16 protein-coding genes are annotated in these 16,393 nt (G+C 64.7%); 7 read left to right on the top strand and 9 right to left on the bottom strand.

From position 1 onward, the window contains the following. Positions 1–60: 60 nt before the first annotated feature. Positions 61–2,358 carry an ATP-dependent protease LonB gene (gene lonB, locus ACERIT_RS01010; RefSeq protein WP_373672930.1) on the bottom strand — a complete coding sequence of 766 codons (2,298 nt, stop codon included), beginning with the start codon at positions 2,356–2,358 and terminating at the stop codon, positions 61–63. 170 nt (positions 2,359–2,528) lie between these two features. On the opposite strand from lonB, the gene ACERIT_RS01005 reads away from it, so the two are divergent. After that, entirely contained in the window at positions 2,529–3,041 is a 513-nt protein-coding gene (locus ACERIT_RS01005; protein WP_373672929.1) for a nicotinamide-nucleotide adenylyltransferase, read from the top strand. A 38-nt stretch (positions 3,042–3,079) separates the two neighbouring features. On the opposite strand, the gene ACERIT_RS01000 is transcribed toward ACERIT_RS01005, so the two are convergent. Beyond that, positions 3,080–3,874 carry an SDR family NAD(P)-dependent oxidoreductase gene (locus ACERIT_RS01000; protein WP_373672928.1) on the bottom strand — a complete coding sequence of 265 codons (795 nt, stop codon included), beginning with the start codon at positions 3,872–3,874 and terminating at the stop codon, positions 3,080–3,082. Between the two features lie 138 nt (positions 3,875–4,012). Next, positions 4,013–5,035 carry a TIGR00269 family protein gene (locus tag ACERIT_RS00995; RefSeq protein WP_373672927.1) on the bottom strand — a complete coding sequence of 341 codons (1,023 nt, stop codon included), beginning with the start codon at positions 5,033–5,035 and terminating at the stop codon, positions 4,013–4,015. A 112-nt stretch (positions 5,036–5,147) separates the two neighbouring features. Between ACERIT_RS00995 and ACERIT_RS00990 the strand changes: the two genes are divergently transcribed. Next, complete coding sequence (locus ACERIT_RS00990) at positions 5,148–5,627, top strand: RNA-binding protein (RefSeq protein ID WP_373672926.1); 480 nt, start codon at positions 5,148–5,150, stop codon at positions 5,625–5,627. 86 nt (positions 5,628–5,713) lie between these two features. Here ACERIT_RS00990 and ACERIT_RS00985 read toward each other — a convergent pair whose 3' ends face one another. After that, positions 5,714–5,836 carry a hypothetical protein gene (locus ACERIT_RS00985; protein ID WP_373672925.1) on the bottom strand — a complete coding sequence of 41 codons (123 nt, stop codon included), beginning with the start codon at positions 5,834–5,836 and terminating at the stop codon, positions 5,714–5,716. Positions 5,837–5,932: 96 nt separating this feature from the next. Between ACERIT_RS00985 and ACERIT_RS00980 the strand changes: the two genes are divergently transcribed. The 4 genes from ACERIT_RS00980 to ACERIT_RS00965 all read left to right on the top strand — a co-directional run bounded on the left by ACERIT_RS00980 (position 5,933) and on the right by ACERIT_RS00965 (position 9,540). Continuing rightward, positions 5,933–6,775: a polyprenyl synthetase family protein gene (locus ACERIT_RS00980; protein WP_373672924.1), complete on the top strand. Its 843-nt coding sequence runs from the start codon at positions 5,933–5,935 to the stop codon at positions 6,773–6,775. A 194-nt stretch (positions 6,776–6,969) separates the two neighbouring features. Further along, on the top strand, positions 6,970–7,683 hold the full coding sequence (locus ACERIT_RS00975; RefSeq protein WP_373672923.1) for a phosphoribosyltransferase family protein: 714 nt from the start codon (positions 6,970–6,972) through the stop codon (positions 7,681–7,683). A 94-nt stretch (positions 7,684–7,777) separates the two neighbouring features. Beyond that, positions 7,778–9,172 carry an NCS2 family permease gene (locus ACERIT_RS00970; protein ID WP_373672922.1) on the top strand — a complete coding sequence of 465 codons (1,395 nt, stop codon included), beginning with the start codon at positions 7,778–7,780 and terminating at the stop codon, positions 9,170–9,172. A gap of 113 nt (positions 9,173–9,285) precedes the next feature. Next, the gene (locus tag ACERIT_RS00965; RefSeq protein ID WP_373672921.1) at positions 9,286–9,540 is read left to right on the top strand and encodes a glutathione S-transferase N-terminal domain-containing protein; all 255 of its coding nucleotides are present in this window, start codon (positions 9,286–9,288) and stop codon (positions 9,538–9,540) included. A gap of 91 nt (positions 9,541–9,631) precedes the next feature. On the opposite strand, the gene ACERIT_RS00960 is transcribed toward ACERIT_RS00965, so the two are convergent. Further along, positions 9,632–10,600: a transcriptional regulator gene (locus tag ACERIT_RS00960; RefSeq protein WP_373672920.1), complete on the bottom strand. Its 969-nt coding sequence runs from the start codon at positions 10,598–10,600 to the stop codon at positions 9,632–9,634. A 298-nt stretch (positions 10,601–10,898) separates the two neighbouring features. Here ACERIT_RS00960 and ACERIT_RS00955 point away from each other — a divergent pair, with 298 nt between their 5' ends. Then, positions 10,899–12,320: a DUF1743 domain-containing protein gene (locus ACERIT_RS00955; protein WP_373672919.1), complete on the top strand. Its 1,422-nt coding sequence runs from the start codon at positions 10,899–10,901 to the stop codon at positions 12,318–12,320. A 55-nt stretch (positions 12,321–12,375) separates the two neighbouring features. On the opposite strand, the gene ACERIT_RS00950 is transcribed toward ACERIT_RS00955, so the two are convergent. The 4 genes from ACERIT_RS00950 to ACERIT_RS00935 form a co-directional block, all read right to left on the bottom strand. Continuing rightward, positions 12,376–13,548 (bottom strand): pyridoxal-phosphate dependent enzyme, encoded by a 1,173-nt coding sequence (locus ACERIT_RS00950; RefSeq protein ID WP_373672918.1) that lies wholly within the window; start codon positions 13,546–13,548, stop codon positions 12,376–12,378. Between the two features lie 25 nt (positions 13,549–13,573). Next, complete coding sequence (locus ACERIT_RS00945) at positions 13,574–14,530, bottom strand: succinylglutamate desuccinylase/aspartoacylase family protein (protein WP_373672917.1); 957 nt, start codon at positions 14,528–14,530, stop codon at positions 13,574–13,576. 89 nt (positions 14,531–14,619) lie between these two features. Next, positions 14,620–15,432: a ThiF family adenylyltransferase gene (locus ACERIT_RS00940; protein ID WP_373672916.1), complete on the bottom strand. Its 813-nt coding sequence runs from the start codon at positions 15,430–15,432 to the stop codon at positions 14,620–14,622. Positions 15,433–15,543: 111 nt separating this feature from the next. Beyond that, on the bottom strand, positions 15,544–16,134 hold the full coding sequence (locus ACERIT_RS00935) for a 50S ribosomal protein L15e (RefSeq protein WP_373672915.1): 591 nt from the start codon (positions 16,132–16,134) through the stop codon (positions 15,544–15,546). Positions 16,135–16,393: the final 259 nt, after the last annotated feature.

The raw sequence follows: 16,393 nt of genomic DNA, 5'->3' as shown, positions 1-16,393 counted from the left end.
TATGAACGCGGCTCGGGGTTGAGTCCCCTGGTCTGGGACGTCGAATCCAGTCGGAGCGCGTTACTGCGGGCTCGGATTCGACGGGTTTGCGACGCCCTGCTCTTTGAGCGCGGATCCAGTGATCGATCTCAATCGGTCGACGAGCGAGTCCCTCTCGGGTTCGTCTTCCATGGCGATCTCCAGGACCTCGCTGATGTGGCTGACCGGGATGACCTCGATCATCTCCTCGTATTCGTCCTCGATCATCACGTCCTGTTCGTTGGCGGCCGGGATGATGACTCGGGTACAGCCGGCCTTGGCGGCGGCCTCGATCTTGTGGGTAACCCCGCCGACGGGTAATACGTCGCCGCGGACCGAAAGCGAGCCCGTCATCGCCAGGCTCTGGTCAACGCCGACGCCCTCCAGGGCGCTGATCACGGCCATCGCGACCGTGATCGACGCGGAGTCGCCGTCGACGCCCTGCTGGCCCGTCTGGACGAACTGGATGTGGATGTCCTTCTCGGAGATGTTCTCGTCGGAGAACTTCTTGATGATCGCCGAGACGTTCGAGACCGACTCCTGGGCCATCTCCTTGAGTTGGCCGGTGGCGATTACCTCGCCGGGGCCCTGTGAGGGGGCGACCTCGGCCATCACCGGAAGCATGATCCCGGAGTCCTCGCCCATCACGGCGAGGCCGTTGACGCGGCCGGCGACGAAGCCGTCGGAGACCTGCAGCTCGTAGTCCTTCCGGCGCTCGATGAAGTCGTCGGCGAGCTGCTGTTCGATCGACCGCGAGCGTCCCTTCGCCTGGAGCACGTGCTCGCGGGTGGTGTAGTCGGAGCCCTCGCCGCGGGCGATGTCGCCGGCCACGCGGACGAGTCCACCGAGGTTCCGGAACAACAGCGTGAGGTGGCCCTTCCGGCCGGCCCGGCGTTTCGCCTCGAGGATGATCTCCTCTATTGCCTCCGCCGTGAACTCCGGCAGTCGACCGTCGTTGGTGACCTCCTGAGCCACGAAGCGGGCATACTTGCGGCGCATCTCGGGGGTGTCCTCGATCGTGTCCTCCATGTACACCTCATAGCCGTAGCCCTTGATCCGCGACCGCAGCGCGGGGTGCATGTTCTCCATCGCATCGAGGTTCCCCGCGGCGATCATGACGAAGTCCGTCGGGACGGGCTCGGTCTGGACCATCGCGCCCGAGGACCGCTCGGACTGGCCGGTGATCGAGAACTCGCCCTCCTGGATCGCCGTCATCAGGTGCTGTTGGCTCCGGATGTCGAGGGTGTTGATCTCGTCGATGAACAACACGCCCTTGTTCGCCTGGTGGATGGCACCCGCTTCCACGCGATCGTGGGAGGGAGTCTCCATCCCGCCGGACTGGAAGGGGTCGTGGCGGACGTCGCCGAGCAGTGCCCCGGCGTGGGCGCCCGTCGCCTCCTCGAAGGGTGCGGTCTTCGTGTCGGCGTTGTTCACGAGGAGGTTCGGAATCATCGCGTCCGACCCGCGGTTCATATACCGGAACGCGAGCCAGATGACGCCGGCCGCGATGATCCCCAACAGGATCTGACCGGCAATGATGAGCGCGTAGCCCAACACGACCGCGATGATTATCCACATGAGGAAGCTGCGCATCTGGTTGCGCTTTCGGGCCTCCTCCCTGTGGGCCTCGAGTATCTGTTCTCCCTTGCCGGCAGGGACGGTCCGAACCTTGGGGTTGTTGCCGTCGTCGGGGTTGTGATAGACGAGGACGTCCTGAAGATCCTCTTTGGGGAGCATCTCGGTCATCGCCTTCGCGAGCATCGACTTGCCGGTCCCCGGCGAGCCGATCATCATCACGTGTCGGCGCTGCTTGGCGGCCTTAATGATGACGTCGCGGGCGTGCTCCTGGCCGATCACCTGGTCGACGAGCCGATCGGGGATCTGGATGTCCTCCGTGCTGTCGATCTTCAACCCGCCGAGAAGGTCATCCTCGTCGGGATCCTCCTCGACTTCGGCGCCGTGGATCTCGACGGTACTGCCGAGATCCTCGATGTCGGGTGTCTCCGTCCCGTCGCCGTGCGTCGTTTCGTTCGCGTCTCGGGGATCCGCCTCCGCGACGGTCCGTTCGTCCGCGAACTCTACCGTGAGCGTGCCGTCGGATTCCGGATCGGGTTGTACCCGATCAGGGGAGTCCGGATCCTCCGTGTCCGCTCCGACCACTCCATCGGTCGGCTCGTCGGCCGGATCGTCGTTCGATCCGTCGAGATCGGACTCCGTCGGGGGCGAATCGGTCCCAGCGTCGCCGCTCTCGCGGTCGGCGTCGGAGGCCGAATCCGCTCCCTCGGAGGGGGGAGCTCCATCCTCGGTCGGGCGCTCGGTGTCGTCCTTCTCGTTACTCATAGAATCGTTCGTCGCTATTCGAAACCAGGTGATGGCGATTGATATACTTTCTCCCCCACTGCTGGACGGTTTCGTCCGCACGATCGCACGATACAGGAGTTAAAACGACCGTTTACTCCAACGCCGGCGACTCGCCGACTTTATAAATCCTCCCCTCAGTAGGTCCGGACATGCGGGGGTTCTACATCGGCCGCTTTCAGCCGTTCCACGACGGCCATCTTCACATGGTCGAGGAGATCGCCCAGGAGGTTGACGAGCTCGTGCTCGGAATCGGGTCGGCCGGCGACTCCCACTCCACACGAAACCCCTTTACCGCCGGTGAGCGGGTTATGATGGTCACCAAGGCCGTTGAGGACCTCGATATCACCAGCTACGTCGTCCCGATCGAGGACCTCGATCGCAATTCCGTGTGGGTGAGCCACGTCCAGAGCATGTCCCCGGGCTTTCAGGTCGCCTACTCGAACAACCCGCTCGTCATCCGCCTCTTCGAGGAGGCCGACGTCGAGGTCCGTCAATCCCCGATGTTTAGACGCGACGTTCTCGAGGGAGCGGAACTTCGTGAACGGATGATTCACGATCGCGATTGGCAGACCCTCGTCCCCGAAGCCGTCGTCGACGTCATCAGTGAGATCGATGGTGTCTCCCGGATCCAACGGATTGCGGAGACGGACGCGAACGGCTAGCCGCTCCGAACACGATCGATGTCTCCTCGATCGTGGAGTCAGTTTCTCGTCCCGTCAAGTCGTGTTTCCCACTCGTCGGCGGGCAGTGATTCGCGAGTTATCCCGCCCGGTTCCTGTGCGAGCAGCCGGGTGGCTGCCTCATTCATTACGTCCGGTTCCAGCACCTGATCGCGTTCCGCCTCAGGGAGATGGTCCCAAAAACGAGTCTCGACGCGGCCCCCCGGGTCCAGACAGTTGACGTTCACCCCGTCGTCGGCCACCTCGTCCGCAAGCGTGCGGCTGAATCCTTCGAGTCCCCATTTCGAGGCGACGTAGGGGCCCCAGCCGGGCGACGCTCGGCGACCCAACCCCGAGGAGATGTTGACCACGTTCCCGCCTCCGGCATCGATCAGCGCCGGCACGACGTGTTTCACGCAGATGAATACGCCCGTGAGGTTGACCGACAGGATCGCCTCCCAATCCTCCAGATCCACTTCGAGGATCGCGCGTTTCTCGTCATAGAGGCTCAACATTCCGATCCCCGCGTTGTTGACGAGTCCGGTCACTCCCTCGAACGCGTCACGCGTCGTCTCGACGAGCTCCTCGATCGCCGCCTCGTCGGTGACGTCGGCCGGAACGACGAGCGTCTCACCCGGCGCGTCCGCGACCTCGCTTGCGACCGCACGAAGGTCCTCTTCGCTGCGCGCGGTGAACACGACGTTGGCTCCCTCGCGGACGAACCGCTTTGCCATCGAGGCGCCGAGCCCGCGGCTCGCGCCGGTGACGATGACCGTCTCCTCGTGGAGCCGTCCCGTTCCCCCGTCCGATCGCGTTTCGACGTCCGAACGTGTCATACTCCTCCGAGGGGGACGCCGACCTAAAAGGGTGGGCGTCGCAGTCGCGTCGAGCCAGCCGATCCGATGCTTCCTCGGCGCGACGGAGCTGTGGCGAAGCCGCAGTCGGTTCGTTTCGATTCGCTCCGATTCGCGCCGCTATACTGCCTCGATCGCCTCGATCAATCGACACTTTCGGCAGACCTCTCGGCTGGTGGTGGATCCACACTCGACGCATTCGCCGAGCGATGCCTTGCCATCGTCGCCGTCCTCCCGGTAGCGTTCGGCGACGATCCCGGAAAGCTCCTCGTAGCCGGCCATGATCGAGTGTCGCGTTCCCGGATGGGACTCCTCGAGGTCGTGAATCAGCGACTGGATCTCGCCGCGATAGGCCTCCTCGGAGTGGGGACACTCCGCCATGTGTGCGGGGATCTCGCGCAGGTGACAGTACAGAGCGACCTCCTTCTCGGGAACGTCTCGAAGGGGCTTCGCGCGCGGGACGAAGTGGTCGGACTCCTCCCGGAGGCCGTCCCCCGCGGTCCGGTCGTCCGTCCGGGCTCCCGTTTCGCGCTCGTCGAAGGGGCCAAGCGAGGCGTCGAAATGTTTCGCCACCTGGCGGACGTCGCCTTCGAGGAAGTTCATGAGTGCCGTCTGTGCCTCGTCATCGAGGTTGTGGCCGGTCAGGAGTTTGTCGGCATCGAACGCCTCGGCATACTTCTCGAGTAGATCCCGGCGGAACACTCCACAGTAGGCACAGGCCGCCATGTTCTCGGGATCCGTCTCGACGACGTCATCCATCTCGATGCCGAACTCGTCAGCGTAGGAGACGACCTCATGACGCATCTCGAGGTCCGTGGCCAGTTGCTCGCAGGCCTCGAGACTCTCGTCTCGATAGCCCTCGATCCCCTCGTGGATCGTGAGCGCGATCATCTCCACGCGTGGGTCCGGCCCGAAGGTGTCATCGAGGATCGACGCGAGAACGACGCTGTCCTTGCCGCCCGAGAGGCCGATCACCCATCGGTCGGGCTCTTCGGGAGTGGCGTCCGGATCGAGGAGGACGTCCTCGCGGATCCGGCGACGAACGCGCTTTTCGACCGATCGGCAGAAGTGATCCTCACAGAGGTGGGCGCCGGAGTAGGCGGCGTGCATGACGGCGTCGGCACCGCACTTGTCACAGTCCATCGCGAGTGGCTTATCGACCCGACGGGATACGGGTTTCGGGCCGCGGTGGACGCGTCCGGCCGACCCCTCCGAACCAGGACGATTTATGCGGGTGCCGGTCCCACCGGCCACCATGCAGGTAAAATCCCGCCACCACCTCCGAAGCGACGACATCGACGCGATCCGCGAGGCGCTCGCCGAGGGGCTAGGCGTCGACATCGAGGGCGACGCCTTCGAACTCGTCGAGTTGGCCGATTCGGCGTTCGACATCGTCCTCGTCGATGGTGAGCCACTCGTCTTTTACACCGACGACGAGCCGTTTCTCACGGTTCGCGGCGCCAACGAGACCGACCCGGACTCGGGGACCGTCACGGTCGATGCCGGCGCGATCTCGTTCGTTTCAAACGGGGCAGACGTGATGCGTCCCGGCATCGTCGAGGCGGACTCCGACATCGACGAGGGCGACCTCGTGGCGATCGCCGAGGAGACTCACGGGAAGGTGCTCGCGATCGGACGCGCCATCGTCGACGGCGAGGAGATGATCGGCGAGGAGGGCAAGGTCGTCGAGTCGATCCACCACGTCGGCGACGAACTCTACGAGTTCGATATCTGAGATCGGCTCCGGCACTTCGCCGCAGGCGGCTGGTTCGCCTCGGGACGGCCGATTCATCTCGGGACGGTCGGTTCGCGTGTGCCGTTTCACCACTCACGAACCGCTTGTGTCCCCTCGTTCCAGGACAACACCCCGAAGAACGTCGCGGTCGCCGAGAAGGCGGCGATTCCGCCGGCGAAGAACCCCCACTCGCTCCCGAACTGTCCCATCAGCCACCCGCCGGCAAGCGGGGCGAACCGGTGTCGACCATCGACCCTCGATGCGTTCCGTCACACCTTTGCGCCGCGACCACGTTACTGTCTTCGATGGAGTACCTGCCACGTCGAGTCGCCCTCGTCGACGAGCGGCTCGAGGAGGTCATCGCGGGGATCGAGCCTCCCGAGCTTCGCGAGGAGTTCGAGCACGTCGTCCTCGCTGGGGGCAAACGCGTTCGACCGGCCGTGACGATCCTCGCGTGTGAGGCCGTCGGCGGCGATCCCGACGCAGCCGTCGATTTTGCCGCCGGGATCGAGTTGGTCCACAACGCCTCGCTCGTCGTCGACGACATCATCGACCGGTCGGCAGTTCGTCGCAGTACCCCCTCCGCGTGGGCCGAGTACGGATACGGCCCGGCGATCATCGCCTCCGATGGACTTCTCGGCGAGGCGTTCGCGCTGTTTTCGACGGACGCGCGCGCGATGGGGATCGTCGCCGAGGCGATGGTCGAACTCGGCGAGGGAGAGGCGGTCGAGATCGTCGACCGGCCGACGGACGAGGCGACCTACAAGTCCCTCGCCCGCAAGAAGACGGGCGCGCTCTTTCGGGCCGCGGCGGAGCTCGGCGCGGTCGCCGCCGACGCCGATCCCTTCGTCGTCGAGTCCTTCGGGGAGTACGCCGAACGCGTCGGGATCGCCTTCCAGATGCGCGATGACGTGCTTGATGCGACCGCCGACGCGGACGCGCTCGGCAAGCCGACCGGCCAGGACGCCGAGATGGACCGCCCCTCGGTCGTTCAGGTAACTCGACTCTCGCCCGCGGAGGCAAACGAGGAGGCACGGACGCAGTCGGATGCGGCCCTGTCGGCACTGGATGCAACCGATCTACCCGACACCGAAGCGATGCAATATCTCCGGGATCTCGCCGAGTTCGTGGTCGTCCGAGAGCGGTGAACTACCGTCGTCGAGGACGACCGGTCACATCGCCCCACACCATCCACCGGAGATGACCGGTCACACTGTCACACACCGCCCACTGGAGACGACCAGTTACCCCACCTTGGTTCCACATGATAACCACGACTGTGGATATATTCGCATTATAGCTACATCGATATATTCATGCATATGCAATAGCGAACGTCGATATGAATCGTGCAGAGAAGGCCGCCCTCCAGTTGCAAGCGGTCGCCGTCCTCCGAATGTTGAAACGGACGCGGACCTACGACGAGCTCTCCGAACTCACGGCGCTGCCCGCCGGCGATCTCAACCGCTACGTCAACGGCCACGTGCTGCCCGGGACCGATCGGGCGAGTGAGATCGTCGAGGGGATCGGCCAGGAAGCGCTCGCCGACGAACTCCGTGCCCGTATCGAACTTGACGAGGAGGGATACGTCGACAATTCCCGTGTCGTCTTCGATCAATCCTTCCTCGATCTCGTCGCCCCCGTAGCCGCCGAATCGTTCGCGTTCGACGTGCCCGACGTCGTTTTGACCGCGGCGACGGACGGCATCACTCTCGGTGCCGCGATGGCCTCCTTTTTCGACGCCGACCTCGCGTACGCGAAGAAATCGAAGGAGACCGCAGTAGAGGAGTTCATCGAATCCAGACAGCGGCTCGCCTCGGGAATCGAGTTGACCTATTATCTGCCCGCGAGCTCGATCGACGCGGGCGATACCGTCCTCATCGTGGACGACCTCATTCGATCGGGCGAGACACAGGAATTGCTTTTGGACATCGCGTTGCAGGCCGACGCCGACGTCACCGGCGTGTTCGCGCTCATCGCCGTCGGCAACGAGGGACTCGATCGGGCACGCGAACTCACCGAGGCGCCGGTCGGCGCGCTGGAGCAGTTCGAGTGATCGCCGATCGATCACGAGCCACCCTCCCTCCCGAACCCTACCGAAGAACCTACGAACTCCGGACACGCCGGATCCACCAGCGGAGACACAGCACATGATTCGAGACCGACTCGCGAACCACTTCGCGCTTGATGCACGCGGTACAGACTTCTCGACTGAACTTCTCGCCGGCTTCACGACGTTCCTCACGATGTCGTACATCATCGTCGTAAATCCCGCCATCCTCTCTGCGGTCATCGACGTCGGGCCGAACACGTTTCAGCTGCTTGCGGTCGTGACGATCATCTCTTCGATCGTTGCGATGCTGGTGATGGCGTTTTATGCCGATCTCCCGTTCGGACTCGCGCCGGGAATGGGGCTCAACGCCTTCTTCGTCGTCGTCGTCACTCAACTCGGCGTTCCGTGGCAGACGGCGCTTGCCGCCGTCTTCGTTGAGGGCGTGCTGTTTCTGATCTTGACCGCGATCGGCGCCCGCAAGTACGTCATCACCCTCTTTCCGGAGCCGGTCAAGCTCGCAGTCGCGGCCGGCATCGGTATCTTCCTCGCGTTGATCGGTCTCAAGCAGATGCGGATCATCACCGCATCCACGAGCTTGAATCCCCAACTCGCTCTGGATCCGATCGCCGTCATCGCTGGCGTCGGACTCCTCCTCACGTTCGCGCTGTGGGCCCGTGGCGTCCGCGGTGCGATCGTCTCGGGGATCGCGATCACGAGCGTCCTCGGATACGTCGTCTCGGCACTCGGCGTCCAGCCGAGCGAACTGGGCCGTGATGCGGGGCTCGTCGAGACGGCGACACTCGCGCCCGGGATCGACGGTATCACCTACGGGGCGGCCGCCTACGACATCACACCGCTCGTCGGAGCGTTCCTCACCGGCTTCGAAAACGTCGAGGCGCTCACGTTCGCGCTCGTCGTCTTCACCTTCTTTTTCGTCGACTTCTTCGATACCGCCGGGACGCTCACCGGCGTCGGACAGGCCGCCGGACTCACTGGCGACTCCGGTAACTTGCCCCACATGGACCGACCGCTGATGGCCGACGCCGTGGGGACCACCGTCGGTAGCGTCCTCGGCACCTCGACGGTGACGACCTACATCGAGTCCTCCGCCGGTGTCAGCGAGGGCGGCCGAACCGGCTTGACGGCCCTGTTCATCGCCGGGTTCTTCCTCCTCTCGCTCGCGGTCATTCCGCTTTTGTCCGTCATCCCGTCGTTCGCCCCCTACGTCGCACTCGTCGTCGTGGCCGTGATGATGCTGCAAAACATCACGGAGATCGCCTGGGACGACGCCGTCCACGCGGTCCCGGCCGGTCTCACGATCATGTTCATGCCGCTTACGGAGAACATCTCCTCCGGGATCGCCGTCGGCCTGCTCAGCTTCCCGATCGTCGCGACGGCGGCCGGCCGACACGAGGAGGTCCATCCCGCCCACTGGCTGCTCGCGCTTGCGTGTCTGGCGTACTTCGGGATCCGATTCGGCGTGATCGCCTAACCCAAAACTCCGATCGATCTGGGGGTAACCGATCGCGGGCGATCAGGTCGATCGTGTGCGGGCAAAACACCACTCCGCGAAGGTTAACAGGCTCGCGTACCTACAAGCGGGCGATGTCGAACATCGTTCTCTACGAGCTCCCTGGCTGTCCGTACTGTGCGAAAGTCAAACAGAAGCTCGCCGACCTCGATCTCGAATACGAATCGCGGATGGTTCCGCGATCGCACGCCAAACGCGAGGAGGTCAAGGAGGTGAGCGGCCAAACCGGCGTCCCCGTCCTGGTCGACGAAAACAATGACGTCGAGGGGATGGCGGAAAGCGACGACATCATCGCCTACCTCGAGGAGACCTACGGCGACGCGGCCTGATCGTCGCCGGACGCCGGCGTCACCCGCGTCTCGATTGGAGTGACGGAAGAACCACTAACTACGTCCCGTTTTCGATCGTTTCGCTCGGTCCTCACGCCTCGGCCGGCTTTTCGGCTCGCTCCTCGATCAGTTCCCGGATCGCGTCCGGATCGTCCATCTCCGCGAGTTCCTCACAGGAGACGAGTCCCGTTCCCTCGACCTGTTCGCGCTTGCGGCGGCTCTCGGTGAAATACACCGATCGCGTCCGTGCGACGGTCCCGATCGAGGACATGATGCGCGCGCGCTTTTCGGCCGCCTCGGTGAACGTCGAGTGCCCGGTGAGCACGCGCATTTCGGGGCCGTCGTCCTCCGAGACCGCCTTGAAGGGTGCGCGGGCGGTCGGGTGGACGGTGAAGCCGGCAGCGGTGAGCACGTGGAGGACGTGCTCGTCGTCCGGGTCGGCCTCCGGGGCCGACGGCGTCGGATCCGACTCGCGGACGTTCTCTGCGCCCTCGAGCACCTCCACCGGACTCGAGAACGGCTGATCGAACAGGTCCTCGAGTTGGATCGCGACATCGACGGACGCGTTCATTCCGTCCTCGTATTTCGAGACCGTGCGCCGGGAGACGCCGAGTTCGGTCGCCAGTCGCCCAAGCGACCAGCCGCGCTCCTCACGCTCGTCGGCGAGCAAGTCGCCGTTGAGGCTGACGTAAAGCCCGCCGGGGGCCGCATAGATGAGCGGCGGGACCTCCTCGACGAACAGGTCGTAGGCGGTGTCGGGATTCAACACCGGCACGCCGTGCCGGAAGTAGACGACGCCGGGTTTCAGGTCCTCATCGCGGGTCCGCATCCCGATGAGCATCGGGGTGGCATCCAGGTACTCCCCGAGGCGACGCAGCTCCGCGCCGGTTTCGCCGTCGAGCGCGTCGATGTTAGCCAGGATCTTCAAAAGCAACAGGTCCTCGCCGCGGCGGGCCGCCAGGTCGAAGCTTTTCGGTCGAACCGCACAGCGATCACTAACGAGGAACTCCGCGTCCTCCAACATCGCCGTGAGGTTTTCGACCAGCGCTGCCCGTGACATGGTCGATGATAGCCGTTCGGCACCTAAATACGTTGTGCTGAAAATTTCACCCGACGCCTCGCTATCTGGCGGTTTTGATCAGCGTCGATGTCGTCGTTCGATCGTTCCCCCTTCGTTTCTTGCTCGTTCGATCCTGTCGGCTCCCCCATTGGATCCTATCATCTCCCCCTATTCGCTCCCGTCATCTGCCCCCGTTCGATGGCCCGACCGAGTCGATCGCTCTCGATGAGACGAATACATCTAAATCGACCGGCGTCGCCACGAAACCGCCTTATTCCCGGCGCACGAATCGTCGATCGTGACCATCGTCGGCGTTGACGACACTGATTCCCGATCGCTCGGGATGTGTACGACCTATCTCGCGACTCGCCTCGGCGAACGGATCCAGGAGGCTGGCGCGACGATCGAGCGACGGCTCCTCGTCCGGCTCAATCCCGCCGTCAAACACAAGACCCGGGGAAACGCGGCCCTCGCGCTCCATACGGATTTGTCCGCCGACCGGGCGTTCGATCTGGCTCGCGAGGAGATCGCTGCGCGATCGATCGGCGAGGATCCGCGGACCTCGCCGGGCGTCGTCGTCGCGGACGTCGATCCCGACGATGCTGGAAGCGTCGATGCGACCGGTGAGGATCGGGGGATTCCCTCGGACGTCGTGCGGTTCGCCAAGGGTGCGCTTCGCCGGCGTCACGAACTCTCCGTCACCCACTCGCTTCTCGAGTCTCACGACCTCCGCCACGCCGGGTTCGCTGCCGAGGGATGTGACACGGAGGGCAGGGGACGGATCGGTGCACTCGCCGCAGTCGGCGCGTTCGCGGCCTTCGAGGAGTGGACCCACGAGCACATCGCCTACCGCGAGTTCGACCGATGTGGAACGCCCCGTGAGGTCGACCGCGACTCCGTCTTCGAGGCGGCTGATTCGGCGTATTCTACCGTCTGGGATACCGTCGATCGGGGTGCCGACGAGGCCGTTTGCGTCCCGAACGCGCCGGGACCCATCCTCTACGGTATCCGCGGTGACGATCCCGACGCGTGCCGAGCGGTGGCCGAGCGAATCGACTCCGAGCCAGTAGACCGGTCGGCGACGTTCCTGACGAACCAGGGCACTGACGCACACATCGAGCCGGGCGAGATCGGGTCGCTGCGTGACGGCGCCGGCTACCAGGTCGACTGCGTCGTCCTCACCGAGCCCGAGACCAGACGTGGCGGCCACGTCTTCGTCGAGTTGGCCTCGCCCGACCTCCTCGCACAGCCCGATTCCCTCGATCCGGAATTCGTTGATCCGGACGCGTACGATCCAGACGATCGGCTCCTCGGTGCCGCCTTCGAGCCAACGAAACGATTCCGCGATCGGGTTCGTGACCTCCGTGTCGGCGATCGACTCACCGTCTGCGGGGAGGTCTCCCATCGGGACGGATCGGATCGGTCGTCGGAGGCACCGACCCGGACGATCAAACTCGAGAAGTTCGCCGTTCGCGATCTCGTCCGGACCGAGCGCGTCAACCCGACCTGTCCGTCCTGTGGCCGATCGATGGCCTCCGCGGGGCGCGATCAGGGATATCGGTGTCGCGACTGCGGGACTCACGCCCCGGAGCGGGATCGACGACCGATCGATCGCGATCTGGAGATCGGATGGTACGAGGTCCCACCATGTGCGCGTCGCCACGTCGCGAAACCCCTCGTCCGTGGCGGATTCGACGCGCCGATCCATCCGGAGCGGTGAGCCGAACGCGTCGCGTCTCTCCTCCCGGATCGGCCGCCTCCGAGCGCTTTCGGCTCTAGTCCCTTCCGGTGAGCGGCACGACCACATCGTCGTCGGTATCCAGGATCCCTCTCTTGCGGTACTCCCGAAGCGCTGCAGGTGCGATCGCTGATGTCGCCTCGACGTCGAATCCGTGGCGGCCAAGCCGTTCGAGTGCCGTTCGAGTGGCCGACTCCGTGACCGCGATCGCGTCCCCGCCCGTCTCCCGGATCGCATCCAGAATGCCGTCGATCCGCGGCGGGTCCGCGATCCGGATCCCCTTCGCGACGTCGTTGTCACCACCACGGCTCGCGGCGTCCTCGCCATGCAGTTCTCGGACGACGGGCGCATTCCCGGCCGCCTGTGCGGCCAGTAGCCGAGGCACCCGATCGATCCAGCCGGCTTCCTCAAGTCGTTCGAAGCCGAGATACGCCCCGAGGAACAGCGTGCCATGACCCACGGGGATCACCACTGCGTCCGGAACTTGCCAGTCCGACTGGAGCGCGATCTCGTGGGCGAACGTCGCCGTTCCCGCGTGAAACGCCGGGTTCCAGGCGTGGCTCGCATACCAGCCCGCGCCCGACTCGACGGCGTCGATACACGCCTCGGTCGCCGCACCCCGATTCCCCTCGACGGGGACGGGCGTAGCTCCAACGCGTTCGATCGCGCGGATCGTGGCCGTCGCCGCCGACGCGGGGAGGTAGATTTCGGCGTCGATCCCCGCGCGGGCAGCGTAGGTCGCGATCGCCGTTCCGGCGTTCCCCGAGGAATCCTCGCACAGTCGGTCGATTCCGAGTTCGCGAGCCCGGGTCAGCGTCGTCGTTGCACCCCGGTCCTTGAACGAGCCCGTGGGAAGGACGTACTCGAGTTTGAATCGGCAGTTCCACGGCTCCTCTTCCGGGCCCGCCGTGTCGTCGCGAACGCCGTCTCCGACGTCGGTATCGATCCCGTTCGGTCGTCCCGGATCGGCGTCGACGAGCGGCGTCGGCCCGGCGCCGAAGCTCACCCGATCGGCAGGATCGTCGCCGACCGGAAGAAACTCCTCGAAGGACCATATCCCGGACCGCACGTCGAACGTGGCCGGATCCGGCGGGGATGCCGACTCCGGAATCGGGTTCGTCTGGAAGTTCAACGGGGAGCCACAGGGACATCGCCAGCGGTCGGGAAACGTCGCGCCGCAGTCAGGACAGATGAGCGATGCGGACGTCATCCGTTCTCCATGGTGGGGGGTATCATCAGTAGCTATCGACGTTCGTCCCGACCGAACAGACGTACTCGCCGGCGGCGACCTGTGGCAGCCGTCGCGACCGCCAGAAGATCCCGTCGCTATCGGCGGTTACCTCCGTCTTCGACCCGCCGAAGACGTCGGTCACCTCGAAGAGGGGATCGCCGGCGGTGACTCGCGAGCCGAGTTCGCATTTGAACCGGATGAGCCCGCCGGCCGGCGAGCCGTACTGCTCGAAGCCACGAGCGCGCGTCTGTTCGTCGACCGTCGTCTCCTGATCGAGGAGTCCGTAGTGCCCGAGGACGTTGAAGACGCCCTCGACGCCCCTGTTGATCGACTCCTCGTTCCAGCCGACACACCCGCCGAGTTCCGGATCGATCGTGGGTATCCCCTCGTTGGGCGCGATCCGGGCGAGTTGGCCGTCGGGACCTTTCTGATCGAGGACGTATCCACATCCGAAGACCTTCGCGAGACGAAGGCAGTCCCCGTGGATCCGGTGGCGCGGTCCACAGCGCACCCGGACCTCGTCGATCATCCGGCTCGTCGACCCCTGGTGGAGATCGAGGACGAGATCGGCGCGGGTGGCGGCCTCGTAGGTCGCGTGAGCGATGCGTTCGGTGGCCGTCCCCTCGGGGTCGCCGGGGTAGGCCCGATTCATCTTCGTGTCGTCGATCGGGTTGCGATGTTCGGCGATCTGGAAGGCGTAGTGGTTGACGATACCGACGATGAGGATGGCACCCGAGAGCTTGCTCGGGTCGATCCGCGGCACCACCCGGTTGATGACGCCGAGGCCATTGAGTTCGTCGCCGTCGCTTACCGCCTGCATGTAGAGCGTCTTCCCGTCCACGGCGCCGTTGATGACGGCGACGGGTAGTCGGACGGGCGATCCGTCCCGCGCCTCGCCGACCTCGAGTCGCCCCGTGTCCATCCGTCCCGGGGGCGCGCTCGCCGTTCCGAGCGTGAGCATTACCCTACTCTCGTCGGGGCCCCTCTAAATCCGTTCGATTCGCATCCAGGATCGCCGTCGGTTCGATCGGAGCGACCCGCCAGCGTCAGTCAGTCCGCCTCGATCGCACAGCCGCCGGAGTAGTCGATACCCTCGATCGTGTCGATCGCCTCGTCCCCACAGGTCGGACAGTCCGGATTTCGTGTGTACTCGACCGTCTCGAAGGTCATGTCCATCGCGTTATAAAACAGCATCCGCCCGATGAGCGGTTCGCCGCTTTCAAGCAGTAGCTTTGCCGCCTCGGTCGCCTGGATGCACCCGAGCGTACCCGGCAATACGCCGAGTACGCCCGTCGTGGCACAGTCCGGAACGCTACCGGGTTCGGGCGCCTCAGGGAATAGGCACCGATAGCAGGGCCCATCGGGGACGAGCGTCGTCGCCTGTCCCTCGAACTTGTAGATCGCGCCGTGGGCAACCGGGATCGACTCGATCCGGGCGACGTCGTTGACGATGTACCGCGTCCGGAAATTGTCCGAACAGTCGACGATCACGTCGTGGCCGGTGAGCAGGTCGTGTGCGTTGTCGGTATCCAGTCGCGTTCTGTGCGTCTCCACCTCGACGTCGGGATTGAGCGCCTCGACGTACCGTTTTGCCGAGTCGACCTTGGGATCGCCGACGTCCCCGTCGGTGTGGACGATCTGTCGCTGGAGGTTCGATCGTTCCACGTCGTCGTCGTCGACGATCGTGATCTGCCCGACGCCCGCCGCCGCGAGGTACTGGATGACCGGCGCTCCCAGTCCTCCGGCTCCAAGCACGAGCACCCGTCCCTCCAGTAGCCGCTTTTGGCCCTCGGGTCCGATTTCATCCATGATGATGTGTCTGGAGTACCGGTCCAGCTGTGTCGAATCCAGCGAGAGGCTCATGGTCGTCGTTCGATGGTGAGGGCCATAAGGCTGCGGGGCTATCACTGGTCGATCATCGGTCGGCTACGTCCGACGTCCTGATCGCAAAAAAGCGACTGTGTTTTCGCGTTCCTACTTGCCGCGGCGTCGGTCGCCGCCGATCGACGGCCGGGTGTGTTCGGTACCCTTGCCGCGTGTCTGCTGGCCACGACCCTTGCTGCCGGCGGACGTGAGCCCACGGAACGCGCGACCCTTGTGTTCGTCCGCACAGATCCAGTTCAGGTCGTCGTCGTTTTCGATCGCGGGGTGGTTCGGGTCCACGAGGATTACCTCGTGCCACTTCTGGGAGCCGTCCTCACCGACCCAATAGGAGTTGAGAACGCGAAGGTTGCGGTATTTGCGGGAGGACCGCTCCTCGGCGATCCGTTGGATCGACTTGCGCCGCGAGAGGCGATTTACACCCTGTCGCTTGGATCGGCGACCGGCGGTAAAGCGCTGTTTGCGCGAGCCGCCCTTGCGGACGCTCACGCGGGCCACGACGATGCCCTGTTTGGCCTTGTATCCGAGTTCGCGGGCCTTATCCAGACGGGTCGGCCGCTCGACCCGCTCGATCGCGCCCTGTTCGCGCCATTCCTGTTTCCGCTGCCACTGCAGTTCAGCGAGTTTCCCCTCCTCCGGGGACTTCCAAGCGTCCTTGATGTGCGAGTAGAAGCTTCGTGCCATGGTTTGTCCACGGACGTTTTCGATTCAGTCCCGGCGGCGAACCGCCGCGGAACCACATTTCGTCCCGTCCCCGATCGTCGACCGGGTGGCGGGTGCCCACTGGACGTCCAACCAGCGAGTTGCTGATCCTACCGTACAGGTCCGGTTAAAAACATCGCTTGCCGATCGCCGTGCGAGCGTCTCTCAGGGGGACGTTCGGCGATCGGCGGTGACCACAGTCGCTCCTCGACGAGGATACCGATCTGCCGTCAACCAGTAG

The sequence above is a fragment of the Halopenitus sp. H-Gu1 genome (assembly GCF_041821145.1).
Taxonomy (GTDB): Archaea; Halobacteriota; Halobacteria; order Halobacteriales; family Haloferacaceae; genus Halopenitus.
Note: the sequence above shows the minus strand (reverse complement) of the source record. Positions and strands in the feature narration are given on the sequence as shown.